The sequence below is a fragment of the Zhouia amylolytica AD3 genome (assembly GCF_000511935.2).
GTDB classification, from domain to species: Bacteria; Bacteroidota; Bacteroidia; order Flavobacteriales; family Flavobacteriaceae; genus Zhouia; species Zhouia amylolytica.
The window spans coordinates 133,390-158,010 of record NZ_AYXY01000001.1 but is presented as its reverse complement, the minus strand read 5'-3'; the positions used below and the strand labels follow the sequence as shown (position 1 = coordinate 158,010).

The following is a 24,621-nucleotide window of genomic DNA, read 5'->3' as shown; positions in this document are numbered from 1 at the left end:
AAAATTGATAAAAATGAAAACATTATTAAAAATATTATTTTTCTTCGTTCTGGTGGTATCTTGTAAAGATGAGTTAGACATTAACACCAATCCTAACACACCTGCTGAAGTTGATAAAAGATACATCCTTACGGCAGCTGAAGGTTCATTAGCCACCATAATGGGCGGAGACCTTACGAACCTGGGCGGCTTCTTTGCCCAATATCACACGCAGGCACCGAGTGCAAGTCAATATCTAAATATAGACACCTATAATATAAATACCGACTATGCGAACAGACTATGGTCAGAGTTATATGCAGGTTGCCTAAATGACTTAAACTACGTTATTAATGCTTCCAGAGAAGAAGGCGAAACAGGTTCCGTCTTAATTGCGACTGTTTTAAGAGCCTACACCTTCCAGGTCTTAACAGACCTATTTGGAGATGTACCTTATACAGAAGCCTTGCAAGGAAATGACAATATTACACCAAGTCCTGACGCAGGAGAATCCATATACCAAAGTCTAATCTCTGAGATCAACAGCGCCAAGTCCAACTACCTGAACAATCCTGTTGAATCGACCGTTGGCCAACAAGACGCAATTTATGAGGCTGATATGGATAGTTGGATTCAATTCGCCAACACCCTTCTGTTAAAATTACATTTAAGAATGGCATACACCTCAAGCGCCAACCCTTCAGCGGTTAACTCCTTATTAGCAGACGACAACTTTTTAACCTCCGACGCTATGTTTGCAGCATACGATGGAGAGATTAATAAGAGTCATCCTTTTTATGACGTACAAATAGACCGACTCGGAGACGTTAACAATGTTGCCAGTAATTCTTTGATGCAGTTTTACCTGATTCATTCAGACCCAAGGATCAGTTCCGTATACAGATTAAACAATGGTGCAGCCTTCAGAGGACTGGATCAGGGCGATCGGGAATCTTTTGTCAACGATCAGGCACAAGACTTTTCAAGACCTAACATAGAACCTCAAACTCCTGTTTACTTCATGACTGTCGCAGAAAGCAACTTTTTACAGGCTGAAGCCCTGATTAGATATTCAGGAGGAAGTGGAGCAGACGCTAAATATAATACCGGGATCGAAATGTCATTTATGACATACGGACTCAGTCCGGCCGATGCTCAACCTTTCATTGCTGCCGGCGGAGATTACGAATATGTTGCGAGTGGAGACATCGAAACTGCAGTCAGACAGGTAATGGTTCAAAAGTGGGCCTCCCTCGCCTACATCAACAACATTGAAGCCTTTTTCGAAGTTAAACGCACTAAGTACCCCGAAACTGTAGCTCCTGGAGCTCAAGACTATAGTATAGGAAATCTTATTTCGTCAATAAACTCAATACTTCCGGGAACACAAACGCCTAACTCAATGTTTTACCCAGATAGTGAGGTTACCAGGAACCCTAATTTGGTTCAGAAATCTTCATTATTGGAGAAAGCATGGTGGGATCAAAAACAAGAATAAAGCTATTTAAAAACAGAAGTCATGAAGATTTATATGAAACAAATAATAACTCTAATAACCGTTGGGATTATTGCTTTATCATGCTCAGAAAAGTCGCCTATCAAGTCTAACATTACCTATTATCCCACCTTCGAGGTTATTGACGGACCTTACATAATTACGGAATTAGGATCCGGTTTTACGGATCCCGGGGTAATTGCAAATGAAGGCGAAAATGAAATCCCTGTATCCGTAACCGGTTCGGTAGACCCAAACACCGAAGGATTTTATATTCTTGAATACTCAGCGACCAACTCGGATGGATTTTCAGCAACCACGACCAGAAACGTGATCGTAACCTCATCAATCGATGATGTGTTAAACACCGATCTAAGCGGCACCTATTGGAGAAGTAATAATCCGGACAGAGCCGCAGAAGTCACGAAAGTTGCCGATGGCTTTTACAATATAACTGACGCCTTCCCGCCTAATGGTATTGCTGTTGTCTTTGGACAAGTAAACGGCACCACATTAGTAATCCCTGAACAGTCTTCTGTTTTTGGAAGTGTAATTGCAGATGAATATACCGATCCGCAAACAAGCGCTTTCATCATAGACGATGCTACCATAGGATGGAACATGAGAGTCGGTGGATTTGGAGTTTTTGGCATAGAATTTAACAAACAATAAAGATCAATAGAGTCATGAAAAAGTTTCTTTTTATAGCAATCACAATAGTCACCTCCACGCTCTGGATTTCATGTAATGATGACGAAGGGTATGAGGATTATGATAATTTCGAAGCCGTAACCAAAGACTTTAACGGTGATTGGTTCATCATAGGATACTTCCCTGACGGGTCGATTGCCTACGGCGGAGGATATGTCTTATACACCACCTCCAATACGGCTGCTAATGATGAGAATTTCTGGATTGATGACCATGGAGCATTTTTCGAAATTAAAACTACCGTTCAAGCCGACCTGGATGACCTGGTGTTCTCTGGTCCTGAAAATGCACCAGAACTCATTACTGGTGGAACCGTCACCGTGAGTAATGGAAAAATCATTAAAAATGGCGGACGAGGATCAGCCACAGGAACTGTAGTTGACAGCATTTATTTTGAAGCCGAATTTGACTGGGACCCCGGTACTGTATATCAATTCGCAGGACACAAAAGATCCGGTTTCCTGGAAGACGAACATTAAAATCATCTGACGAACGATTTAAAAGCCATTCGCAATCCGAATGGCTTTTTCAATTTACACCAACATCCCGTTATAACTTCTGCACAAAATAACCTATCGGAATAACCCACTAAGATCGAGCCCAAATTGCTCAAAAACCGTTACCAAAAACAGACCAGTCGCCCACGATTCAGTGGTTGAATTATTGCTAAAATTTAAAGTTTTATTAAAATTAAAATAACAATTCAATCATAATTAATCAGTTAACCTCATCAACAGAACAGCAAATACAACCCCAAAAAAAAGAACGCCTTCACCAAAACCCTATTAACATCTCATTTTCAAACACTTAACTAAAAAAAGGCAACCGACGCTTGTAACCTTCCCCCTAACCTCAATAAAAAAATTAATAATCTCCAAACAGAAAGCATTTTACACAAAAGTCAGATACAGACTACAAACATGTCTGAAAAAAACACAGATTTAGCTTCATTTTAAGATGTAATTAACAGATTTAAGAAAAAAAAGTTGGATTTTTAACAACATTTTACCACTTTTGGCATCGACTAATTCAAATAATTTTACAAATGAGAACAAAGTTTAGTGGATTACTAACGCTATTCCTAGCGTTAGCGGTGCAGGTCGTTCTTGCACAAGAAAAAACGATCTCAGGTAACATTACAGATCAAGACGGTCTTCCGTTACCTGGCGTTAACATCCTAGTCAAAGGTACTTCTAATGGTACTCAGACAGACTTCGATGGAAATTATTCAATTACTGCGTCTACAGGAGAAGTATTGGTATTCTCTTATGTCGGAATGAAAACGACAGAAAGATCAGTAGGTGCTTCCAGCACTATTAATGTACAGTTAGAAGTTGCTGCAGAAGAACTGGAAGGAATTGTAGTAACAGCCTTAGGTATTAAAAGAGAAAGTCAAAGTATTGGTTTCGCTCAACAATCCGTTAAAGGTGATGACCTGGTACAAACCAGAGAAACAGACATTAGTAACGCCTTAGCAGGTAAAGTTGCCGGTGTTCAGTTTGTTGGTGCTCCAAGTACAGGTTTTGGTAACTCTCAAATTAGATTAAGAGGTAATTCAAATGTACTTTATATCGTTGATGGTATTAAAGTAAATGCATCTTCAGACATTAACACTGATGACATCGAAGAAATGTCTGTGTTAAAAGGTGCAGCTGCAACGGCACTTTACGGACCTCAAGGTATCAATGGTGTAATCATCATTACTACAAAACAGGCCAAAGAAGGCGTAAGTTCAGTTACAGTAAACCACAGTTCAACGATTGAAAACGTTTACCTATTACCTGACTACCAGAATGAGTACGGTGGTGGTTACAGCCAGGACTTTAACACATTTACCTATGACCCTTCACAACACCCTGCAAGCTGGGCTTCTTTCGACGGTCAGCAAATGGTAGAGTATTATGCTGATGAAAGCTGGGGTCCAAGAATGGATGGACAAATGGTTCGTCACTGGGATTCATGGATTGTAGGTGATCCTGAATTTGGTAAACTTAGACCTTTCTCTCCAAACGGAAGCAATGTTAAAGATTTTTACCAGACTGGTTCTGTGAACAACACTTCTTTAACATTTGCTAAAGGTGGTGAAGATTATTCAATTAGAGCATCGATCCAGAACATCGACAGAAAGAGTGTTTCTCCAAACTCAGACAGAAACACTATTCAAGGTACCGTAAATGCTACCTTTGATATTACTGAAAAGTTAACTGCTTTTACAAACGTGAACTATCAGTTAAGACAAACCAAGAACTTCCCTGATAATGGGTATGGTAACCTTGGCTCAAACTTTAACCAGTGGTGGCAACGTCAGTTGGATATCGACAGATTGAGAGATTATAAAAGAAATGGTGAATTCGTTTCTTGGAACATCAATAGTCCTACCAACACCAGACCTCTTTTTTGGGATTCTCCTTTCTTCGAAGTATATGAAAACTTAAACTTCCAGGATAAAAATGCATTCTTTAGTAAAATCGGGATGTCATATGAATTTACAGACGACTTCAATGCTTCAGTGGAAGTAAGAAGATCAATGAACACTTATGAGTCTAATAACAGAACTGGTTTTGGAGGATTAAACGTTGAAGGTTATTCTGAAAGCGAAAGCACAGATAGCTTAGATGAAATTTTCGGTATCGCTAACTACGATACTGATCTTACCGATGCCATCGACCTTTCTGCCAGTGCTGGTTTCGAGATCGGTACGTTTAACTACAAGAGCATCAATGCGAACTCAGTAGGTGGATTAACTACTGAAGGTTTTTACAGCTTAAACACATCTGTCGACAGACCAAATGTATCAAGCTACAGATCTCAGTCTCAAAGAAAATCCATTTTCACAAAAGCATCTTTAGGTTTATTTGATGGTATCCTTTACCTAGACGGTTCTGCTCGTTTAGACTGGCAGTCTACTGCTTACGAAGAAGACAACAGAGTTGAAACTTATGGAGGTTCGGCGAGTTTTATCTTCAGTAAACTATTACCTGAAAACAACGTTTTAACATTTGGTAAATTAAGAGCGAGTCTTGCTCAGGCTCCTAACTTCCCTGGTGTTTATGCAAATTCAGAAACATTTGCAGTAGGAACTCCTTATGGTAGTTATGGTGCATTATCAACAAGATCTTCTTACCCGAATCCATTCTTAGCAGGTGGTGTAAGAGAAGAGATGGAACTTGGTGGTGAAGTACAATTCTTCAGCAACAGAATCGGTTTAGACTTCACTTATTTCGAAAAAACAGATAGTGAATTACCAGTGCCGATTTCTCTTGACGGTTCTACTGGTTACACCTCTACAAGAGATAACCAGGGAGAGCAGTTCTATAAAGGTATCGAAGTTGCATTAAACGTGACTCCGGTTCGTACAGAGAACTTTTCTTGGGATATGTCATTCAACATTGCAACTTTAAATCGTTATGTAAACAAAATTGCTGACGGAGTTGATGTAAACGTTTTATCTTCAACTTGGAGAGGAATTCAGTTACAAGAAAGAGTTGGAGAAGAATGGGGAGCCATTTACGGTAGAGCATACCAAAGAGACGACCAGGGTAGAATCCTTCTATCTAGTACAGGTAGTCCTCAATACGATACCAACCAATATTTAGGTAATGTATTACCAGACTTTACCGGAGGTGCATTCGGTACATTACGTTATAAAAACTTTAGCTTTCAATTTAGCTTTGACTTCCAGAAAGGTGGTAAAGTATTCTCAGTTACGAGAATGTTTAACAACTACTCTGGTTTAGGTGCTGAAACTGTTGGAAACAACTCATTGGGTAACCCGGTTAGGGATGAGATCGTAGGTTCTGGTGGATGGTGGTACACACCAGCTGCAGATGCTGGAGCTGATTCAGGTGGTATCTTGATCGAAGGTGCTGACGTTACCACAGGGGAGCCTGCTTCATATTATGTTGAAGCTCAGACATACTGGGGACGTTTATTCGCTCTTCACGAAAGATGGTTATACGACGCATCTTATGTAAAACTTAGAACTTTACGTTTAGACTACTCTATTCCAAGTGCCTTTATCGAGAAAACTCCTTTCTCTGATGTTAATTTAGGGGTATTTGCTAACAATGTATGGTTAATAGATTCTGCTATCCCAGGTCTAGATCCTTCAGAGATAGAAACCAGAAACGGTGTAAACTGGACAGAAGGTGGGCAGTTGCCGAACACCAGAAGTTTCGGTGTGAACGTAAAATTAACTTTCTAACATAAAGCGATAGGAAAATGAAAAAAATAAATTTAAATAAAATCTGGCTTTGTATTCTGGCTTTATCTCTTTCTTTTACAGCCTGTGATACAGTAGATTTTGGAGATATGAATGTAGATCCAAACAGCCCGACAGATGCTTCTTCTGCATCATTACTTACCAATGCGGAAAGATCGTTAGACGGAATTGTATCATCTACAACAACGAACTGTTACGTTCAATATTTATCGAACGGACAATACGATGAAGAATCAAGATACCAAACCCTAAACTGGAGTTTTAATGGTTTATATGCCACTTTAGTGGATCTTCAGAAAGTTATTGAATTGAATACTGATGAAGCAACTAAAGTTAATGCTCAGGCTTATGGTTCAAATGGGAACCAAATTGCCGCTGCTACTATTTTAAGAGTGTATTTATTACACCATATGACTGACAGATGGGGCATGATCCCTTACACTGAAGCGATTCAAGGTTTAGAAAATCAATATCCAAAATACGACTCTCAAGAGTCTATCTACATGGGATTATTCGATGAGATCGACAGCGCTTTAGGGATGATCAACTCTGGTAACGGTCCAACTGGTGACTTCCTTTTAGGTGGTGATATGACCTTATGGAGAGAATTTGGTAATACCGTTAAAATGACCATGGCATTGCGTTTATCTAACGCAGATCCTACAACAGGTTCAGCTAAATTCAATGAAGCATACAACAATGCTATTTCTTCAAATGCGAATAACATCTTCTACCCTTACCTAAACGAGGATACAAATGATAACTTTTATCAAGATCATTTTGTAGATCAGGGTCGTAGAGATTATTTAATTAGTGATGTGTTCGCAGATGCCTTAATTGGTACTGGAACTCCAACTGTACCGGAAGATCCAAGACTAACGAAGATGGCTGATCCTGCAACTAATTCAGGTACTTATGTTGGTGCACCTTACGGGCAATCAAACTCAGCTACTGATGATTATTCATTCATTACCGCTGATATCATTACAAAAAGTGATGCTCCACTATACATTTACACGTATTCTGAAGTATTATTCGCTAGAGCTGAAGCTGCTGCTTTAGGATGGACTTCTGAAGATGCTTCTGCGCTTTACGATCAGGCTATTGCTGCTTCAATGGAGCAATGGGGTGTAGATGCTACAGAAGCTACAGCTTACATCGCTTTAAACCCGTATTCTTCATTAGAAGATATCGCATATGAAAAATGGGTTGCTATGTTCCTACAAGGTTACAATAGCTGGGCTGAATGGAGAAGACAAAAAGCAATGGGTTATGAAAGACCATTGACTGCTCCAGACGACCTACTAAGTAATGCAACTGGAATCCCTCAGAGACATGCATATTCTGCTACTGCAGGATCTCTTAATGAAGAGAATTACAATGCGGCTGTTTCTGCACAAGGACCAGATAACCTTAATACTATTCTTTGGATTAACCAATAAAAATAATTTGAATTCTTAAAAAAACCTGCTTGCTATAATCAAGCAGGTTTTTTTTGTATATTAACCACTATATACTCAAAACATTATGAAAAATTTATTTACAATTTGTTTAATGCTGCTGATCACATTCGCATCAGCACAAATCACTAATAACAGAGGTGCCTCATCAATTTCAGATGGTTTCACCTCAAGCCAGGTAGCTGCTAAAGGAAGTCCTTTCTTTCTTAAATCCTGGTCTAAAGGAAATGTTGTAGACCAAAACGGTAAGTTCCTGGATCAAACGCAGCTTATCTATAACACCTATAACAATCAATTGTTCTTCAGGAAAAATGATAATGAAGATCCTAAACTGGTTGATGGAAACACCTTCCCGGGCTTTGTTCTGAATCATGATAATCAGACTTACATCTTTAGTAAAATTAGTGCTTCCGAATTCGTTGACACGAAACAGAAAACTAAATACTATTGTATCGCTAGTCCACCTTACAGAAAGGTAATTGTTGAATACAGTAGTGATTTTAAAGATCCGAACGCTAGTGGTTGGCAATCGAGCAGATACAATAACAAAGGAGGTGAATTCGATCAAGACACCAATGTATTCGTCATGAATAAATACGACAAATACGAGGAGGTTAAATTAAATAAATCTTCTGTGTTGAACTTTTTCGCAGATAAGAAAGATGAAATCAAAAAGTATTTAAAAGATAACAACATTAAACTTAAGGAACCTGCCGATCTTGTTCCTGTCGTTAAATATTATTACAGCTTATAAATACAGTCCACAACAAAATAATTTAAACCGACTCTATTCGAGTCGGTTTTTTCATACCTTTACGCCTTGAAATCAAGCTGAAGAAAGATACTAAAGTGAAAAAGGAATATCAAATTTACGGGATAAGAACTGTTATTGAGGCCATAAACAGTGATAAAGACATCGACAAGATTTTTATACAAAAAGGATTGAGAGGAGATTTAATTGCTGAATTGGAAACCCTGGTTCGTAAAAATGGTATCAGTGCTTCCTATGTTCCTGTTGAAAAGCTTAACAGATTATCTAAACAAAACCATCAGGGAGTTGTTGCCAATATTTCTCCCGTAGAATTTCATAATCTTGATGATCTTGTACTCGAGGTTATAGAATCCGGCAAAACCCCACTATTTTTAATTCTTGACCAACTTTCAGATGTTCGCAACTTTGGCGCGATTATAAGAACAGCAGAATGTACAGGCGTTAATGGTATCATCATTCAGAAAAAAGGAGCTGCCCCCATCAATGCAGACACGGTAAAAACATCAGCCGGAGCCGCATTTAATATACCTATCTGTAAAGTTGACCACATAAAAGATGCGATGTTTCAACTTCAGGCATCAGGTATTCAGGTGGTCGCTGCAACTGAAAAAACCGAGCAAATGATCTACGATATAGATTTCAAATTACCATCTGCGATCATTATGGGGTCAGAAGATGTTGGTATTTCACCGTCAGTTCTAAAGCTAACCGATCATAAGGCCAAATTACCTATGTATGGTTCTATAGGTTCCCTGAACGTTTCGGTAGCTTGCGGAGCCTTCTTATACGAAGTGGTTCGACAACGTTTATCATAACTGATCATCTTCACCGATTTCTTTCTTTCTGGTATAGTGATAATGGATACGTGTCCCAGCTTCAAAGGTATGCGTATTGGAATCGACATCCTTATCTAATTCACTTGAAGGAATAAAGTTTCCGTGCTCATCAAAGTGTCTTAAAAAAGGATCGTTATCCTCTTGGTATCCGTCCTCTTCCCACTTATATTTAGTTGCTAACGGTATACTTCGTTTTATGAACAACGCCATCAGTAGCCCTACAACAAATCCCGATAAATGACCTTCCCAGGAAATCCCATCCTCTATAGGAAATAAATACCATAGAAAACCCCCATAAAGAAAAACTACAATCAGGGACAGGGCGACTAAGCGAAAATATCGCGTAATGACTCCTTTAAAAAAAACAAAACTAACCAGGGCATAAATTAATCCGCTGGCTCCTATATGATAAGAAGGTCTCCCGATTAACCAGGTTAAAACTCCACTGGCAATGATTCCGATAACGATAACTTTGATGGTAATGTCCCGATAAAAATATCGAACCGCCATCAACATCACAAAAGAAGGTATTGTATTGTTATATAAATGTTCTATTGAGCTATGAATAAAGGGACTAAACAGAACACCCCTTAACCCTTTAAAAGTTCGCGGATAAACCCCATATGAAGTAAAGTCATAGCCAAAGCGAATTTCAAACCAATACACCAACCATATAAATAACACAAAAAATAATGGCAACGCTATAACGCTTGTATCAAATTTAAAATCATAATCTCGTTTCATCCTGGATTCCTTCTTTAATAAAACCTAAATATAAATGCTAAGTTTGCATTTCTGGGTTTTCAACACCTTTTTACAATTGAAATATAGTAATTTTAAAGCATGAATGAACCATTAGCAGAACGTATTCGTCCAAAAACGCTGGATGACTATATCAGTCAGAAGCATCTTATTGGCCCAACAGGATCGTTAACACAACAAATTAAAAATGGCATCATCCCATCTTTAATACTCTGGGGCCCACCAGGTACCGGAAAGACGACCTTAGCCAACATTATCGCTAATGAAAGTGGAAGACCCTTTTATACCCTTAGCGCTATAAGCAGTGGTGTTAAAGACGTACGTGAAGTTATAGAAAAGGCCAAGCAAAGCGGAGGTCTCTTCACCACTAAAAACCCTATTCTCTTTATTGATGAAATTCATAGGTTTAGCAAAGCACAACAAGACTCGCTCCTTGCAGCTGTTGAAAAAGGATGGGTTACATTAATTGGTGCCACCACAGAAAATCCAAGTTTCGAGGTCATCCCCGCCCTACTCTCAAGATGCCAGGTATATATTCTAAATCCTTTCAACAAAGAAGACCTGGAAAACTTATTACATCGTGCTTTAATAAAAGATACACTATTAGCTAAAAAAAATGTTGAGCTTAAAGAAACGGAAGCCCTACTAAGACTTTCGGGTGGTGACGGGAGAAAACTATTAAATATCTTTGAACTAATCATCAATGCTGATGGCTCAGATCATATCGTCATCACCAATGATATCGTTCAACAGAGAGTCCAGAAAAACACCGTCCTATACGACAAAACCGGCGAACAGCATTATGACATCGTTTCTGCTTTTATAAAATCAATACGTGGAAGTGACCCAAACGGGGCTGTATACTGGCTTGCGAGAATGATTGAAGGTGGTGAAGATGTAAAATTTATTGCAAGAAGAATGCTTATTGCAGCATCAGAAGATATTGGTAACGCCAACCCTACGGCACTGATTATGGCGAACAATACCTTTCAGGCAGTAACTACCATCGGCTATCCGGAAGCTCGTATCATTTTAAGTCAATGCGCTGTATATTTAGCCACATCTCCAAAGAGTAATGCTTCGTATATGGCCATTAACGAGGCAATTCAAAAAGTAAGACAGACCGGAGACCTTTCTGTTCCTTTACATTTAAGAAATGCTCCTACCAAACTAATGAAAGACATAGGTTATGGGAAAGACTATCAATACTCCCATAACTATGAAAACAATTTTGTGGATCAGGAGTTTTTACCGGATGAAATTAAAAACACTAAGTTTTTTGAACCTGGTAATAATCAACGAGAGTTTGCATTAAGAGAGTTTCTTAAAAATCGCTGGAAAGACAAATACAACTATTAATAAGCACCCTTCTCAGAAAAGACAAACAATCGTCTATCCCGGAACTACCCGTATAAAGAACTCAAGCCCGACAACCAAAGGTTACCGGTGTATGATTGACGACTCTATTCAAAAAAGAAATACACAAAATCTAAATATAATCAATGGTAAACCATAACAACTTAATAATTTCTATCCCGGCTGAACCATGGTATCAGTTAATGTAGCTTTTGAAATCTTTACCTAAACAAATACCTCAAGTAATTTACCTACAAAAAGTAAGGCATAAGACTACTTATTGCATAGTTATCCCCATGTTATCCCCATGTTATCCCTATATTATCCCTATGTAATCTTTATTCTATTATCTACATAAGCCATAAAAAAACACCGATTAAACATCGGTGTTTTAACATATAAATGAATTGTACTAAATAGACTAAAACTTAATATCGAGCAATTCCTTTTTTAACTTTCCATCTTTATAAAACTCAAAATACCAATTGCTGCCATCCTTATATACAGTTCCACTTAATGAACCTTTTTGAGCAATGTACATATGTTGTTGGGAAGTAGCTTTTAAATACATAACTACCTTTGGAGACATATCTACCAATTGATATCCATTCTCTATTGGCTGCGCATATAACGTACCTAAAGCACTCTTACTTACCCTGGCCTCCGTATTAACCACTGCCGGAGTTACAGCTTCCTTTTCCGTTACAACAGGTTTCTCTACCTTAGCAGCAGGGGTGACAGGCGTCGCCGGGACAGCAGCTACAGTTACACTTTCTTCTTTAGGCTGATACTTATAATTAAGAGCTTTAACAGAAACAAAAGCTCTTTTTAAAGCCTCGTGATAAGCTCCTTGATACTCCTTAATCTTACTTTTTCCTTCTTCTGAAGTAAATATTACTCTGTCTCCACAATCTTTAAAAACAACATTCAATTTGGTGGTAAACAATCCTGAGTTATTAATCACATCCACCTTTAAACCCTTGCACGGGTCTAATCTAAGATCTGCAGGCATTTCGTCACTATACACCGCATTAAAGTTACCTTCCTCAAGCATAAACTTGGTAAGGGTGTTCAATCTGTATTTATTCTCTTCCTTTAAGAATTCATATTTTTTAGGAACGATCACATATTTATAATCATTTACCGAACTCTGAGCAAACCCATAAGCACTGATTAAAAATACAATCAAAAACTTTTTCATAAAACTACTTTTATTTTACACTCATTTTAATTCCTACCTGGAACTATGTAATTTAATCCCAATTGCACCGAAGCATTGTGCGCCTCAGCCAGATTTTCATATTCCAGTAGATTATCTGCTAAAATATAGAAATTAAATTTACCAATACGAGAAGAAATGCCAATTCCAAGGTTCGTATACGAAAATTTATCAATTGTATAAGTCGCCTTAACATCAAGGAAGTCTGTTAAACGTCTTTGGTAATAGGCCGTGAGTGCCGTTTGCGGATATCTTGGCCTGTGAATCATAAATAAATGCATTCCCACCTTGTTTACATAATCCCTGTAGGTAGCCCTGCAATCACATATTTTACCGCCAGGTCTTCCGAAAGAATAGGAAATACTGCTATTGAACTTAACTGGCCTTAAAGTAGTATAACGTGTTGAAGTTGTATCATAAAGATCTCTGAGATCATCCACCAGGTTTTGCCAATAATCGTATACATCATTGTTGTCATCTACCACTCCTGGAAACAACAACTCAAGCCCTTCAAAATCATACCTTCCTTTATACGTATAATTTTTAACATCTTTCGAATGATGTATAAAACCTAAATCGAGGATACTGGCAGTTAACTTCCATTGATCATCTAAACGATAGGAAAAACCCAGGTCTACCCCCAAACCTAAATTACCCCCAAAAAAAGCACGTTCTTTAAATCGTTGATAAAGGTTGTCTGCTATATTATCTCCGTCTTCAAGGGCATCAATGATCTTGTACCCGGAGGTTTGTAATTCGAGATCCGCTATAATGGAATGTTTATATTCATTTCGCTGGCTAAACTCTGTAAAAAAACGTCCTTTATTATTGGTTGACGAAACATCAGCAATACCTGAATAAACCTTAAGACGCCCTCCTAATGTAAAACGATCAGACATCTCGCGCTGTATCCCAAAATGAAATACACTTACCAACTCAGCCTTAACAGAAGCGTGACTTAAATTAAAAGATTCACCGATATAATTCCTATTCCCATCATAAGCCAAAATAGCAAGGTCATTAGGCCAATAATTAAAATGACTCAGTTCCTGATACCACCCAAAAGAATAGTAATTATCTTCATGCCATCCGTAATTCCCTTTAAACCCTCCATAAAGAAACTCTACCTGTTCATTTATGGTCATAATATCATTACTATCAGCCTTATTTATAACATTTCTGATTTTATCATTAATGTCAACACCATCATCAGCAAAAACATCATACACAGAAAAACCACTGGAGCCAGCATTAAAATACACTCCAGATAAAAAAGGTAAACCCACATGCCATTGGTAATTAGTGTCTGCGCCAGGGTTCTGCATTAACACCTGAGGTATCCTGGTAAAATCATAAAGTAATTGTTTGTTTTGGGTATGACCCAAAATAGCCGAAAGGAAAACTATGTACATAAGTCTACTCTTCATCAGCTATCTCCAAATATAAAGTTGCTGATGAGTTCATTGCTAACATTCCTTCCGAAGTCTCTGCTAATTGAGGAAGTCCGTTATTTAGCATCACCTCTACTTCCATAATTAACAAATTGGTTATTTGTTGAAGGTTGGCACCGGTAAAGACTACTGTATCATCAATTTCAACCTGAGAACCCGAGGAAGCCGGTATATCATATTGCAAAGTACGTAGCACCTGCTGTTCCCCATCCAGTAAATTTATGGTAAGCGTAAAACTTCGGCCAATTGTATTCACAAATTCAAAATGTAAATCTGCCCTGACCAGGTTATTCACAGAAAATGAACTCGATAACGCATCCAAACGGGTAAAATCTGTTATGGAACTCACCTCACTTCCTTCCTCAACAAATTTATTTGCTTCCAAATCGAAGAAAACAAGACTACCTTCAAAGACAGGTGTAAGCTGAATGTCATTAATTTGATCGAAATCCACGTCCTTGACACAAGAACCTACAGATGATAGAAACATACATAAAATTAGTATTTTAAGTACAGTCTTTATCATATTTATAATACGTAGTGATTAGGCTTATATCTTAAAGATAATGCTTAATTTCCAACAAATTGGCTATTTTAACATCTTGGTCGTTAACTGCATCATTATGCACGTTGAAATGAATCGTATGCATCCCTACACTTTTTGCCCCTAAAACATCAGCCTCGTAATTATCCCCGATCATCACAGCCTGACTGGCCAAAACATTAGCCATTTCCAAGGCATGTTCAAAAATTTTAGGATTCGGTTTTTTAACCCCTACACTTTCTGAATTGATAACATGTATAAAATAATCAGAGATCTTAGAATTATGTAATTTCCCTATTTGTACTTCAGCAAATCCATTAGTTATTATATGCAAATTATACGATGGTTTTAAGTAATCCAGGATAGGTATTGCTTCCTTAAATAAATGATTAAAACCTGGAAGATGCTGAATGTACTTATCTGATAGTATATAAATTAAATCATCATCGATTTTATAATCCAGCTCATCAAAGGTCTCTTTCAACCGACCATATCTAAGTTTTTCTTTTATAATTCTCTCTTCCCTGTACAATTTCCAATACTTCATATTGATGGGCCGGTAACTGGCTAAAAAATCATCAAGTGACACAGCTACTCCATACTCAGATAAGATTTTATTAAAGGTTAATGCTGAGTTCTTTTCAAAATCCCACAAGGTGTGATCAAGATCAAAAAATATATCCGTAACCTGATCTTTCATTCGTCTTAATTTTTATTTGAAAACATTTCTGCATAAAGTTTCCACAGTTCATTCCTTGTTTGAGGGTTCAATACTTCATTTGAAAAAACGACTGTAAAGGTTCCATTTACACTCCGAACGGAATCCTCTAAAGCTAACAACTTCCGTTTAACATGTTGAAAATTAGCTGCATTTTGCATCAATACATGTGAAGCACAAAATGGCAGTACTTTTACGGGAAGTTGCTCCTCAAAACTTATGTCATAAAAATTAAACGGGGAACAGGTCCCTGCTCTAAAACCAGGATACCCAGAATATCCCATCGTATAATCCTCATTGAATTCTGCGTTGGTCATCATCCTGTAGCTTTCCGGTATATTGAGTCGGTTAAATCTCCAGCGAACTCTTTTCACTGGTCGGTTAATAAAGTTGATCAGTCTTTTACGCTCCATTTTCAACATTTCAACATTATCAAAAGCCTCATATGAAGCCATCAAAGAAACAATACTGTAGTCTGCCACAGATTTCACCAACCTTCTGAAACTAGGATTATTAATTGAGATATTTTTATCATAGGTTGAATAGTCTCCCATCAGAAAAAAATATATTGCATGAATATTATTTTTCTTATGAAGCTGTATCAAAGCATCAAAATTATCAAATGGATCTTTCTTTACCCCTAATAAAACCTGAAAACGTTCAAAAACATCCTTAAGGTTAAAATATGCCAAATCTAACAAGGTTGATGCAATGGTTCTGATAATTCCTTTTTTCCTGTAATTATATAAAACGGGAACATCTACTATAGGGAAGGCCTGGTATATTCTTTCTTTAAATTGAAAAGATGGATAATGGGCTTCTAAAAATAATTTAAGTTTATCGACCCAAATATCAACAACCGGTAATTCCAAGAATTTATGTTTATAAGCTAAGCTTTCTTCCGCAGGATACCTTCCATGCTGATCTTTAACATGAGGAAGGTATTCTTCATACCTGCTTAAAAGGTAAAAGCTCGCAGCAAAAACATCAAACGGAACATGACTCCGCTCCGAAGTAGAAAAAAAGCATGGTACATCATCCCATTCCTGAACAACTACCTCAACATCTGATATTCCCTGCTCAAATAAAAGATCGTGAGCTCGAATAAAAAGCTCGCCATTCAACTGACCCTTACTATAATTTATTTTAGGACCTATAAAAGCAATAAATTCTTCAGGGTCATTGGTAGTCCGAACGTCTACCAACAGCATTTTAGTAAAAATGTGTTTTAAGATATAATTTAATCTCGGCGTATTTTTTTCTGTGTATACAAGTATCATCTATAACATTCCTTCGTCAGCAAAACTAAAATACATTTTTTCAGTGACAATAAGATGATCTAAAACTTTTATATCTAAACTATTTGCTGCAACTTTTAACTTCATGGTAATTTGTTTGTCAGCTTCGCTTGGCCTTAGAGTTCCTGATGGATGATTATGCACTAATATAATACATGTGGCTCCTATTTCAAGCGCATGTTTGAGGACAAGTCGCACATCTACCAGGGTTCCCGTTATCCCTCCTTTACTCAGTTGAAGTTTATAAACAACCTTATTCGAATTATTGAGATAAAGAATCCAAAACTCTTCGTGAGGCAATTCCCCTATAATTGGTTGCATGAGTTCAAAAACAGTTCGACTATTGGTTATTCTTTTCTTTTCTAAAGATTCTCCGGTACGCCGACGTCTTCCAAGTTCGAGAGCCGCAGCTATGGTTATTGCTTTGGCAGCTCCTATACCCTTGAAATCCATAAGTTTTTTAAGAGATAGTTTTCCTAGTTCATTTAGGTTATTTTCGGTAGATGCTAATATTCTCTTAGACAAACTTACCGCGCTTTCATCTCTACTCCCACTACCAATTAAAATTGCTATGAGCTCTGCATCTGATAACGAAGAACGACCCTTATATAATAATTTTTCTCGTGGCCTGTCATCTTCACTCCAGTTTTTTATTGAGAAATATGTTGAATTTTCTTTCATTTAATAAATATAGTAAACTAAAAATAAAGTTGTATTTTTCAGTGGTAAAGCAACTACAACATGAAATCTCTTTTTGATCCCGTTTCTTTAATAGAAATAAAAAACAGATTAAACTTAATAGACCAAAATTCATCCCCTAAATGGGGCAAAATGAATGCAGGTCAAATGCTTGCTCATTGCCAGGGACCTCTGAGACTTGCATTAAGTGAGTTAACTTTGAAAAGACCTAACGTCGTCGTTAGAAGTGTTGCCAGAATTTTCAGGTATAAATTATACGACGATAAAAAATGGGGGCATGGTATTCCAACAGCCAAAGAGTTCCTTGTAAAAAATGAACGGAATTTAGATAAAGAGAAAAACGCACTTGAAAATCTCATCGAAGATTTTCATAAAAAAGGAGCTGAGCACGAATGGCCAATTCACCCTATCTTTGGACAATTTACTTCCGAACAATGGGGTAAAATGCAATACAAACATCTAGACCACCATCTAAGACAATTTGGTGTTTAATCGTTATGGCACATATGAAATATCCACCGAAAGAATTTCAAGAAACGAATTTTAATAATATTATAAAAGTCATTGTCCAAAAGCCCCTGGCAACTTTAATCACGGTACAAGACCATAACGTATTTACCTCACATATCCCACTAATACATTACAAAACACCAAATCTTCCTTTTGGAAAACTAATAGGTCACATTGATATCTACAATCCCCAATTGAGCACCCTTAAAAATAATGCTAAGGTAACGGCTATATTCCATGGGCCGGATTCCTACATTTCTCCTTCGCTTTTTGAAAATGATCAATTACCTACCTGGAATTATATAAAAGTTCATGTGGAAGGGAAACTAAAACTGATTGGGGATAAACATGCTCTGAAGGCATCTTTAATAAAGATGACGGAGCAATTAGAAGCGTTCAGTTCGAACTACGTATTACCCGAAGACCATGAGAAAATGAATAGTTTACTTGACTATATCGTTGGTTTTGAAATTGAAATAACAAGCTGGGAAGGAAAATTTAAACTTTCACAAAACAAATCAACACTGGAACAAAACAAAGCCACGGAAGCCCTTATTGAAAATATTAAAAATGATAGCTCATCGTTTATAAAATCCATTTTAGAGAATTTTAAAGGTTAAGACCTTAATATTTTGTAAATTAATAGATTATTAAGACTTTCAATCAATCCTGACCTACCTAATTATGCTTTCTCTTTAATTGTTTTAATGATGAAAGTTATCGGAATGCATATCAAATCTTTCTGTCTCGTTATAAGTTCGATAATGTTACTTCAAAGCTGCAGCATTTACAGATCGCAAAGTTCAAGTATCGATGAAGCGGTAACCTCAGGAGACAAAGTATTGGTACTAAACGATAACCTTGAACGATTTCGATTTAAGAGACTCGTCATCGAAAAAGATAGTTTATTCGGTATTACGAAGAAAAATTCACGAGAAGCCAAGCGTTTATCTCAACTGGTAAACACCCCCTATTATGACCACTTCATAAAAATACACCTGCCGGAGAAAGATATCTACGAGATTCGCAGAAAAAACAAATCGCTATCTACTGTGTTAACCATAGCTATCCCGGTATCTGCATTTGCCCTGGCCATAATTTTAGCTGGGGATCCATTTGAAGACACAAGCATTTGGTCTGACTAAATTATCAGCTTTTTATCAGATCTTTGACCTCATCGAAATTAAGTCCGCCATAATTCCCACTACTCATTAAAAGCAACGTAGTATTATCTAATTCTAAGGAAAACAAATACGATTTAAAATCATCTGGGTTAGTGAATATTTTTAAATCATCTCTTTGTAAAGCGGCTGAAATTTGCGCTTCAGAAATTTCGGTTAATCCCTTTATTTTAACCGCATCCGGAGAATAAAAAACTACAGCTTCATCTGCTGAATCCAAAGCTCCTTTATATTCATTCAGGAAATCCGAATTCAAACTGCTATAAGTATGAAATTCAGCACAGGCAATTAATTTTCTATTTGGATATTGTTCTTTTACAGCCTTGGTGGTTGCGGCCACTTTACTCGGAGAGTGAGCAAAGTCTTTATAAGCTACTGAAGTAGCAGATTCTGCAATTTTTTCCAATCGCTTAGCAGCACCTTTAAAAGTAACTATCGCTTCATAAAAGTCATCTTCATCTACTCCCATATGCTGGCAAATCCACTTTGCACCCATCAAGTTATTGAGGTTATGTTCCCCAAATATTTCTAATGGCATTGGACCTTCAGGAGTTTCCAGGTAAGTTTCCTCCCCTTCTACAAAATATTCAGGGGTTCCGTAAGGTATTTTTCGGATTTGATTTTCCGAAGCTTCTACTACCCTTTTCACCTCCTCATCTTCTTCATTGTAGTTAATACTACCTCCACTTACAATGCTGTCTACAAATATTTTGAACTGTTCGACATAACCTTCATAGGTAGGAAAAACATTTATATGATCCCATGCGATACCACTTAACAATGCAATATTGGGTTTATATAGATGAAATTTAGGTCTTCTGTCTATAGGTGAAGATAAGTATTCATCTCCCTCGAGAACTATAAATTCATTATCATGCGTAAGGTGCACCATATTATCAAATCCTTCTAATTGTGCCCCCACCATGTAATCTACTTCAATATCGTGGTAATTTAATACATGAAGAATCATAGAGGTTATGGTCGTTTTCCCATGGCTACCTCCTATAACTACCCTTGTTTTCTCTTTTGATTGTTCGTATAAAAATTCCGGATAAGAGTATATTTTAACTCCTAATTCCTGAGCTTTTAACAACTCAGGATTATCTTCCTTTGCATGCATACCTAAAATTACAGCATCTAAATCGGAGGTTATTTTTTCAGGATACCAACCAAAAGTTTCCGGACACAGTCCTTTTGCTTCCAATCGAGACTTCGAAGGTTCAAAAATAACATCGTCACTACCGGTTATGGTATAACCTTTTTCAAGTAAAGCCAAAGCAAGATTATGCATGGCGCTTCCTCCAATTGCTATAAAGTGTATGTGCATTAATTTCTTTATTTTAAAGCTGTAAATTTAAATAATAAAACCAAAAATAAAGGACAGAAAATCTGTCCTTATATTCTACCTAAATTATATAATCCTATACTTCAACAGGATTTAATAAATCCCATAATCTGTCTTTGAGTTCTTGTATTCCTGTTTGAGCGACTGATGAAATAAACATATAAGGAACGTCTTTCAACTGACCATCTAATTCAGCTTTCAGTTCTGTCTTTAATTCATCGTCAAGCATATCGCTTTTAGATATAGCTACCAAGCGTTCTTTATCGAGCAATTCCGGGTTATACCTTTTCAATTCGTTTAAAAGAATATCGTATTCTTTAGCCACATCATCAGCATCTGCCGGAACTAAGAATAATAGAATCGAATTCCTTTCAATATGTCTTAAAAAATAGTGTCCCAGACCTTTTCCTTCTGCAGCTCCTTCTATAATACCTGGAATATCAGCCATTACAAACGACCTGTAATCACGATACTCCACAATCCCCAAATTGGGTTTTAAAGTTGTAAACGGATAATCCGCAATTTTAGGCTTTGCTGCGGTTAAAACAGATAATAACGTAGACTTCCCAGCATTTGGAAAACCTACAAGTCCGACATCCGCCAATAACTTTAATTCCAGAATAAACTCACCTTCCAGGCCTTCAATACCCGGTTGAGCATAACGAGGAGTTTGATTGGTAGAACTTTTAAAATGCCAGTTTCCTAATCCGCCCTTTCCTCCTTGAAGTAAAACCTGCTCTTGGTTATCTTCCGTAATTTCAAAAAGTACTTCTTTGGTTTGAGAATTCCGAACAACGGTACCTAAAGGCACCTCCATTACCACATCTTCACCATCGGCACCTGTGCTTCTGCTTTTTCCTCCATCTCCACCATGGCCAGCTCTAAAATGCTTCTTATATTTAAAATGGATCAAGGTCCAAAGGTTAGGATTTGCACGCATGATCACATGCCCTCCTCTACCTCCATCACCACCATCTGGCCCACCAAATGCCACGTATTTTTCACGTCTCAAATGGGCAGAACCTCTACCTCCTTTGCCTGAAGAGGCAAAAACTTTTACATAATCGGTAAAATTACCTTCAGTCATCCCTTATCTATTCTGAGGAAATTATAAATCTCTAAGCAGATCGCTTATTTATCTTTCATGGTGTTAACAGCAACCAATGAATCAATCACTTTGCTTAATCGCTCGGTGATATCTTCTATAGTTCCAACTCCATTTATACTATGAAACTTATTTTGCTTCTTATAGTATTCTGTAAGCGGCGCTGTTTTCTCATTGTATTCAGTAAAGCGATTTCTGATCTTTTCCTCATCCTGATCATCACTTCTTCCACTTACTTTACCTCGCTCAAGTAACCTTTGAATTAAAACTTCATCATCAGCCTCTAAAGCAATGGTAGCATCTACCTGCATCCCTTCGTATTGCATCAACTCATCTAATGCCTTGGCCTGAGCGGTAGTTCTTGGAAAACCGTCAAAAATAAAACCAGCAGCATCAAGGTTTTTTTCCACCTCAGCTTTAAGCATGTTAATGGTAACCTCATCAGGAACTAACTCTCCATTATCGATATAAGTTTTAGCCAATTTCCCTAATTCAGTTTCATTTTTGATATTAAATCTAAACACATCTCCAGTTGAAATATGTTTTAAACTATACTTCTCTTTTAAAAAATTGGCTTGTGTTCCTTTACCTGCTCCAGGTTTTCCAAACAGCACTAAGTTGATCATTTTCTTCCTTTTTAATTGATATACTTCTGGTAAATTCCTTCCCAGTTCATCGTAATCCAATCCGTACCCTACAATGAATCTATTAGGAATTTCCTTTCCAATATAATCTATTCTTAATTTTTTCGTAAACGCTACGGGTTTAAAAAACAAGGTAACAATTTTTAAATCCTTTACCTGTTCTTTCTTCAGCAAATCATAGATAACCTCCAGGGTATTACCCGAATCAATTATATCTTCAAGCACGACTACTGATCGTCCTTTCAGTGACTGGTTAACACCTACCAGTTCTTTTACGGTTCCTGTTGATTCAGTTCCACAATACGAGGCTAACTTGATAAAACTTACTTCACAATCTCCATCATACTTTTTAACGAAGTCAGAAGTAAACATAAAAGACCCATTAAGCACCGATAAGAATACCGGAACTTCGCCTTCCATATCTCTCTTAAGATTCCTTGCCAGCTCACTTACAACCTCATCTAATTCAGTGGCTGTTACATAAGGAACAAAGTATTTGTCGTGAAGTTTTATCAAACCTGCTTAAAATTATAAAGTTGCAAAGATAACATATTGATTTTTGAATTGCGATTTTTAAACCGGGGTTTTAATAATTAACCGTATTTTTGTGCCATTATAAACATTAAACACAACAAAGTAGAGTTAGCTTTATGAATTATTTTTCTTCCGATTTTAAGCTTGGTATCCTTGGAGGTGGTCAACTAGGTAAGATGTTACTTTACGAAACTCGTAAATATGATATTTACACCCTGATCCTTGACCCCAGCAATGAAGCGCCCAGTAAAGTTGCATGCAATGAATTTTACCAGGGTGATCTTATGGATTTTGATACCGTTTATGAATTCGGCAAAAAAGCAGATGTTCTTACCATAGAAATAGAAAATGTAAATGTAGATGCTCTAGAAAAATTAGAGGATGAAGGGAAAAAAGTATTCCCATCTCCTACAACCCTACGAACCATCCAGAACAAAGCTACTCAAAAACTGTTTTATAAAGACAAAGAAATACCTACAGCCGATTTTACAAGATTTGCCTACACTTCAGAAATACAAGCTGCTGTGCGAAACAAAACCCTCGATTTTCCATTTGTATGGAAAAGCGCTCGTTTTGGATACGACGGACAGGGAGTTAAGGTGGTAAAAAGCTATTCAGATCTCGATGCGCTTCCAAATGTAGAATGCATTGCAGAGGAAATGGTACCATTTAAAAATGAACTGGCTGTTATAGTTGCAAGAAATCCTGACGGCCAAATCGCCGTCTACCCGGTAGTGGAAATGGAATTTCATCCTGAAGCCAATCAAGTGGAGTATGTTATATGCCCTGCCCGTATCGAGGAGTCAGTAGCAGAGGAAGCTCAAAGAATAGCGCTTAAAGTGTCTGAATCCTTCAATCACGTTGGCTTATTAGCCGTTGAAATGTTCCAAACTGAAAATGACACCATTTTAGTGAATGAAGTAGCGCCTCGTCCACATAATAGCGGACACTACAGCATTGAAGCAAGTTATACAAATCAGTTCGAGCAGCATTTAAGAGCCATTCTAAATCTGCCGATGGGTAGCACCCAAAGTAAAGTAGCAGGTATCATGGTAAACCTGGTAGGCGCAGAAGGATATCAAGGACCCGTGGTTTACGAAAATATTGAAGAAATATTGAAACTGGATGGTGTTACTCCTCATATCTATGGTAAGAAAGAAACGCGACCATTTAGAAAAATGGGACATGTTACCATCGTAAATGAGGATATGACTGAAGCCAGAAAAGTAGCCCAAAAAGTAAAAGAAACGATACAAGTAATTAGTAAATAAAAAAATTATGTCTAAAGTAGCAGTTATCATGGGGAGCACCAGTGATCTTCCTATAATGCAAGAAGCAATAGATATTTTAAAAGGATTTGACATTGAAGTAGAAGTAGATATTGTATCTGCTCACAGAACTCCTGAAAAGATGTTTGAGTTTGGTAAAACAGCTCACGAAAAAGGAATTTCAGTAATTATAGCAGGTGCCGGTGGTGCAGCTCATTTACCTGGAATGGTAGCTTCATTATCTCCACTCCCTGTAATTGGTGTCCCTGTAAAAAGCAGAAATTCAATAAATGGGTGGGATTCTGTGCTTTCTATTCTTCAAATGCCGGGTGGTGTACCTGTAGCTACGGTTGCCCTTGATGGAGCCAAAAATGCCGGTATCCTTGCTGCGCAAATCATAGGAAGTTCAGATAAATGTGTGCTCGACAAAATACTGGTTTATAAACAAGGATTAAAAGAGAAGGTCATTAAAGGAGCAGAAGAAGTTAAAAGCTAAACATATTAAAAAATCA

General features: G+C 37.3%; 23 protein-coding genes. 13 read left to right on the top strand and 10 right to left on the bottom strand.

Annotation, left to right across the window (positions count from 1 at the left end; genetic code table 11):
- The first annotated feature begins 13 nt into the window (after positions 1-13).
- The 7 genes from P278_RS00785 (at position 14) to rlmB (ending at position 9,454) form a co-directional block, all read left to right on the top strand.
- On the top strand, positions 14-1,477 hold the full coding sequence (locus P278_RS00785) for a SusD/RagB family nutrient-binding outer membrane lipoprotein (protein WP_038260768.1): 1,464 nt from the start codon (positions 14-16) through the stop codon (positions 1,475-1,477).
- 21 nt (positions 1,478-1,498) lie between these two features.
- Entirely contained in the window at positions 1,499-2,146 is a 648-nt protein-coding gene (locus tag P278_RS00780; protein WP_055725795.1) for an immunoglobulin-like domain-containing protein, read from the top strand.
- 14 nt (positions 2,147-2,160) lie between these two features.
- On the top strand, positions 2,161-2,664 hold the full coding sequence (locus tag P278_RS00775; RefSeq protein ID WP_038260765.1) for a lipid-binding protein: 504 nt from the start codon (positions 2,161-2,163) through the stop codon (positions 2,662-2,664).
- Between the two features lie 566 nt (positions 2,665-3,230).
- A complete protein-coding gene (locus P278_RS00770; RefSeq protein ID WP_038260762.1) occupies positions 3,231-6,389 on the top strand; it encodes a SusC/RagA family TonB-linked outer membrane protein in 3,159 nt (1,052 codons plus the stop codon).
- A gap of 17 nt (positions 6,390-6,406) precedes the next feature.
- Positions 6,407-7,849 (top strand): SusD/RagB family nutrient-binding outer membrane lipoprotein, encoded by a 1,443-nt coding sequence (locus tag P278_RS00765; RefSeq protein WP_038260759.1) that lies wholly within the window; start codon positions 6,407-6,409, stop codon positions 7,847-7,849.
- Between the two features lie 85 nt (positions 7,850-7,934).
- The gene (locus P278_RS00760) at positions 7,935-8,621 is read left to right on the top strand and encodes a hypothetical protein (protein ID WP_038260756.1); all 687 of its coding nucleotides are present in this window, start codon (positions 7,935-7,937) and stop codon (positions 8,619-8,621) included.
- 95 nt (positions 8,622-8,716) lie between these two features.
- Entirely contained in the window at positions 8,717-9,454 is a 738-nt protein-coding gene (rlmB, locus tag P278_RS00755; RefSeq protein WP_038260753.1) for a 23S rRNA (guanosine(2251)-2'-O)-methyltransferase RlmB, read from the top strand.
- Here the strand turns inward: rlmB and P278_RS00750 are convergent.
- A complete protein-coding gene (locus tag P278_RS00750) occupies positions 9,449-10,219 on the bottom strand; it encodes a rhomboid family intramembrane serine protease (protein ID WP_038260750.1) in 771 nt (256 codons plus the stop codon). The genes rlmB and P278_RS00750 overlap by 6 nt on opposite strands.
- A gap of 99 nt (positions 10,220-10,318) precedes the next feature.
- Between P278_RS00750 and P278_RS00745 the strand changes: the two genes are divergently transcribed.
- Entirely contained in the window at positions 10,319-11,596 is a 1,278-nt protein-coding gene (locus tag P278_RS00745; RefSeq protein ID WP_038260748.1) for a replication-associated recombination protein A, read from the top strand.
- Positions 11,597-12,014: 418 nt separating this feature from the next.
- On the opposite strand, the gene P278_RS00740 is transcribed toward P278_RS00745, so the two are convergent.
- The 6 genes from P278_RS00740 to radC form a co-directional block, all read right to left on the bottom strand.
- Positions 12,015-12,794 carry a hypothetical protein gene (locus P278_RS00740; RefSeq protein WP_038260745.1) on the bottom strand — a complete coding sequence of 260 codons (780 nt, stop codon included), beginning with the start codon at positions 12,792-12,794 and terminating at the stop codon, positions 12,015-12,017.
- 26 nt (positions 12,795-12,820) lie between these two features.
- Entirely contained in the window at positions 12,821-14,224 is a 1,404-nt protein-coding gene (locus P278_RS00735) for a DUF5723 family protein (protein WP_235444223.1), read from the bottom strand.
- A 4-nt stretch (positions 14,225-14,228) separates the two neighbouring features.
- The gene (locus P278_RS00730) at positions 14,229-14,753 is read right to left on the bottom strand and encodes a hypothetical protein (RefSeq protein ID WP_051413337.1); all 525 of its coding nucleotides are present in this window, start codon (positions 14,751-14,753) and stop codon (positions 14,229-14,231) included.
- A 67-nt stretch (positions 14,754-14,820) separates the two neighbouring features.
- Complete coding sequence (locus P278_RS00725; protein ID WP_038260738.1) at positions 14,821-15,507, bottom strand: YjjG family noncanonical pyrimidine nucleotidase; 687 nt, start codon at positions 15,505-15,507, stop codon at positions 14,821-14,823.
- 5 nt (positions 15,508-15,512) lie between these two features.
- Positions 15,513-16,736, bottom strand: coding sequence for a polysaccharide deacetylase family protein (locus tag P278_RS00720; RefSeq protein WP_235444222.1), 1,224 nt, complete (start codon positions 16,734-16,736; stop codon positions 15,513-15,515).
- A gap of 69 nt (positions 16,737-16,805) precedes the next feature.
- Positions 16,806-17,504, bottom strand: coding sequence for a RadC family protein (gene radC / locus P278_RS00715; protein ID WP_038260734.1), 699 nt, complete (start codon positions 17,502-17,504; stop codon positions 16,806-16,808).
- A gap of 60 nt (positions 17,505-17,564) precedes the next feature.
- On the opposite strand from radC, the gene P278_RS00710 reads away from it, so the two are divergent.
- The 3 genes from P278_RS00710 to P278_RS00700 all read left to right on the top strand — a co-directional run bounded on the left by P278_RS00710 (position 17,565) and on the right by P278_RS00700 (position 19,177).
- Positions 17,565-18,014: a DUF1569 domain-containing protein gene (locus tag P278_RS00710; RefSeq protein ID WP_038260732.1), complete on the top strand. Its 450-nt coding sequence runs from the start codon at positions 17,565-17,567 to the stop codon at positions 18,012-18,014.
- Between the two features lie 14 nt (positions 18,015-18,028).
- Complete coding sequence (locus P278_RS00705) at positions 18,029-18,652, top strand: FMN-binding negative transcriptional regulator (RefSeq protein WP_038260730.1); 624 nt, start codon at positions 18,029-18,031, stop codon at positions 18,650-18,652.
- A 144-nt stretch (positions 18,653-18,796) separates the two neighbouring features.
- Positions 18,797-19,177 (top strand): hypothetical protein, encoded by a 381-nt coding sequence (locus P278_RS00700; protein WP_139226707.1) that lies wholly within the window; start codon positions 18,797-18,799, stop codon positions 19,175-19,177.
- Between the two features lie 4 nt (positions 19,178-19,181).
- Here the strand turns inward: P278_RS00700 and P278_RS00695 are convergent, their stop codons facing one another.
- From P278_RS00695 to P278_RS16355, 3 genes are all read right to left on the bottom strand, one after another.
- Positions 19,182-20,540: a UDP-N-acetylmuramate--L-alanine ligase gene (locus tag P278_RS00695; RefSeq protein WP_038260725.1), complete on the bottom strand. Its 1,359-nt coding sequence runs from the start codon at positions 20,538-20,540 to the stop codon at positions 19,182-19,184.
- Positions 20,541-20,634: 94 nt separating this feature from the next.
- Complete coding sequence (gene obgE / locus P278_RS00690; protein WP_038260722.1) at positions 20,635-21,645, bottom strand: GTPase ObgE; 1,011 nt, start codon at positions 21,643-21,645, stop codon at positions 20,635-20,637.
- 44 nt (positions 21,646-21,689) lie between these two features.
- Entirely contained in the window at positions 21,690-22,823 is a 1,134-nt protein-coding gene (locus P278_RS16355; protein ID WP_082436054.1) for an adenylate kinase, read from the bottom strand.
- Between the two features lie 134 nt (positions 22,824-22,957).
- On the opposite strand from P278_RS16355, the gene P278_RS00680 reads away from it, so the two are divergent.
- Both P278_RS00680 and purE read left to right on the top strand, forming a co-directional pair.
- On the top strand, positions 22,958-24,112 hold the full coding sequence (locus tag P278_RS00680) for a 5-(carboxyamino)imidazole ribonucleotide synthase (protein WP_038260719.1): 1,155 nt from the start codon (positions 22,958-22,960) through the stop codon (positions 24,110-24,112).
- A 7-nt stretch (positions 24,113-24,119) separates the two neighbouring features.
- A complete protein-coding gene (purE, locus tag P278_RS00675) occupies positions 24,120-24,605 on the top strand; it encodes a 5-(carboxyamino)imidazole ribonucleotide mutase (protein WP_038260715.1) in 486 nt (161 codons plus the stop codon).
- Positions 24,606-24,621 lie beyond the last annotated feature (16 nt).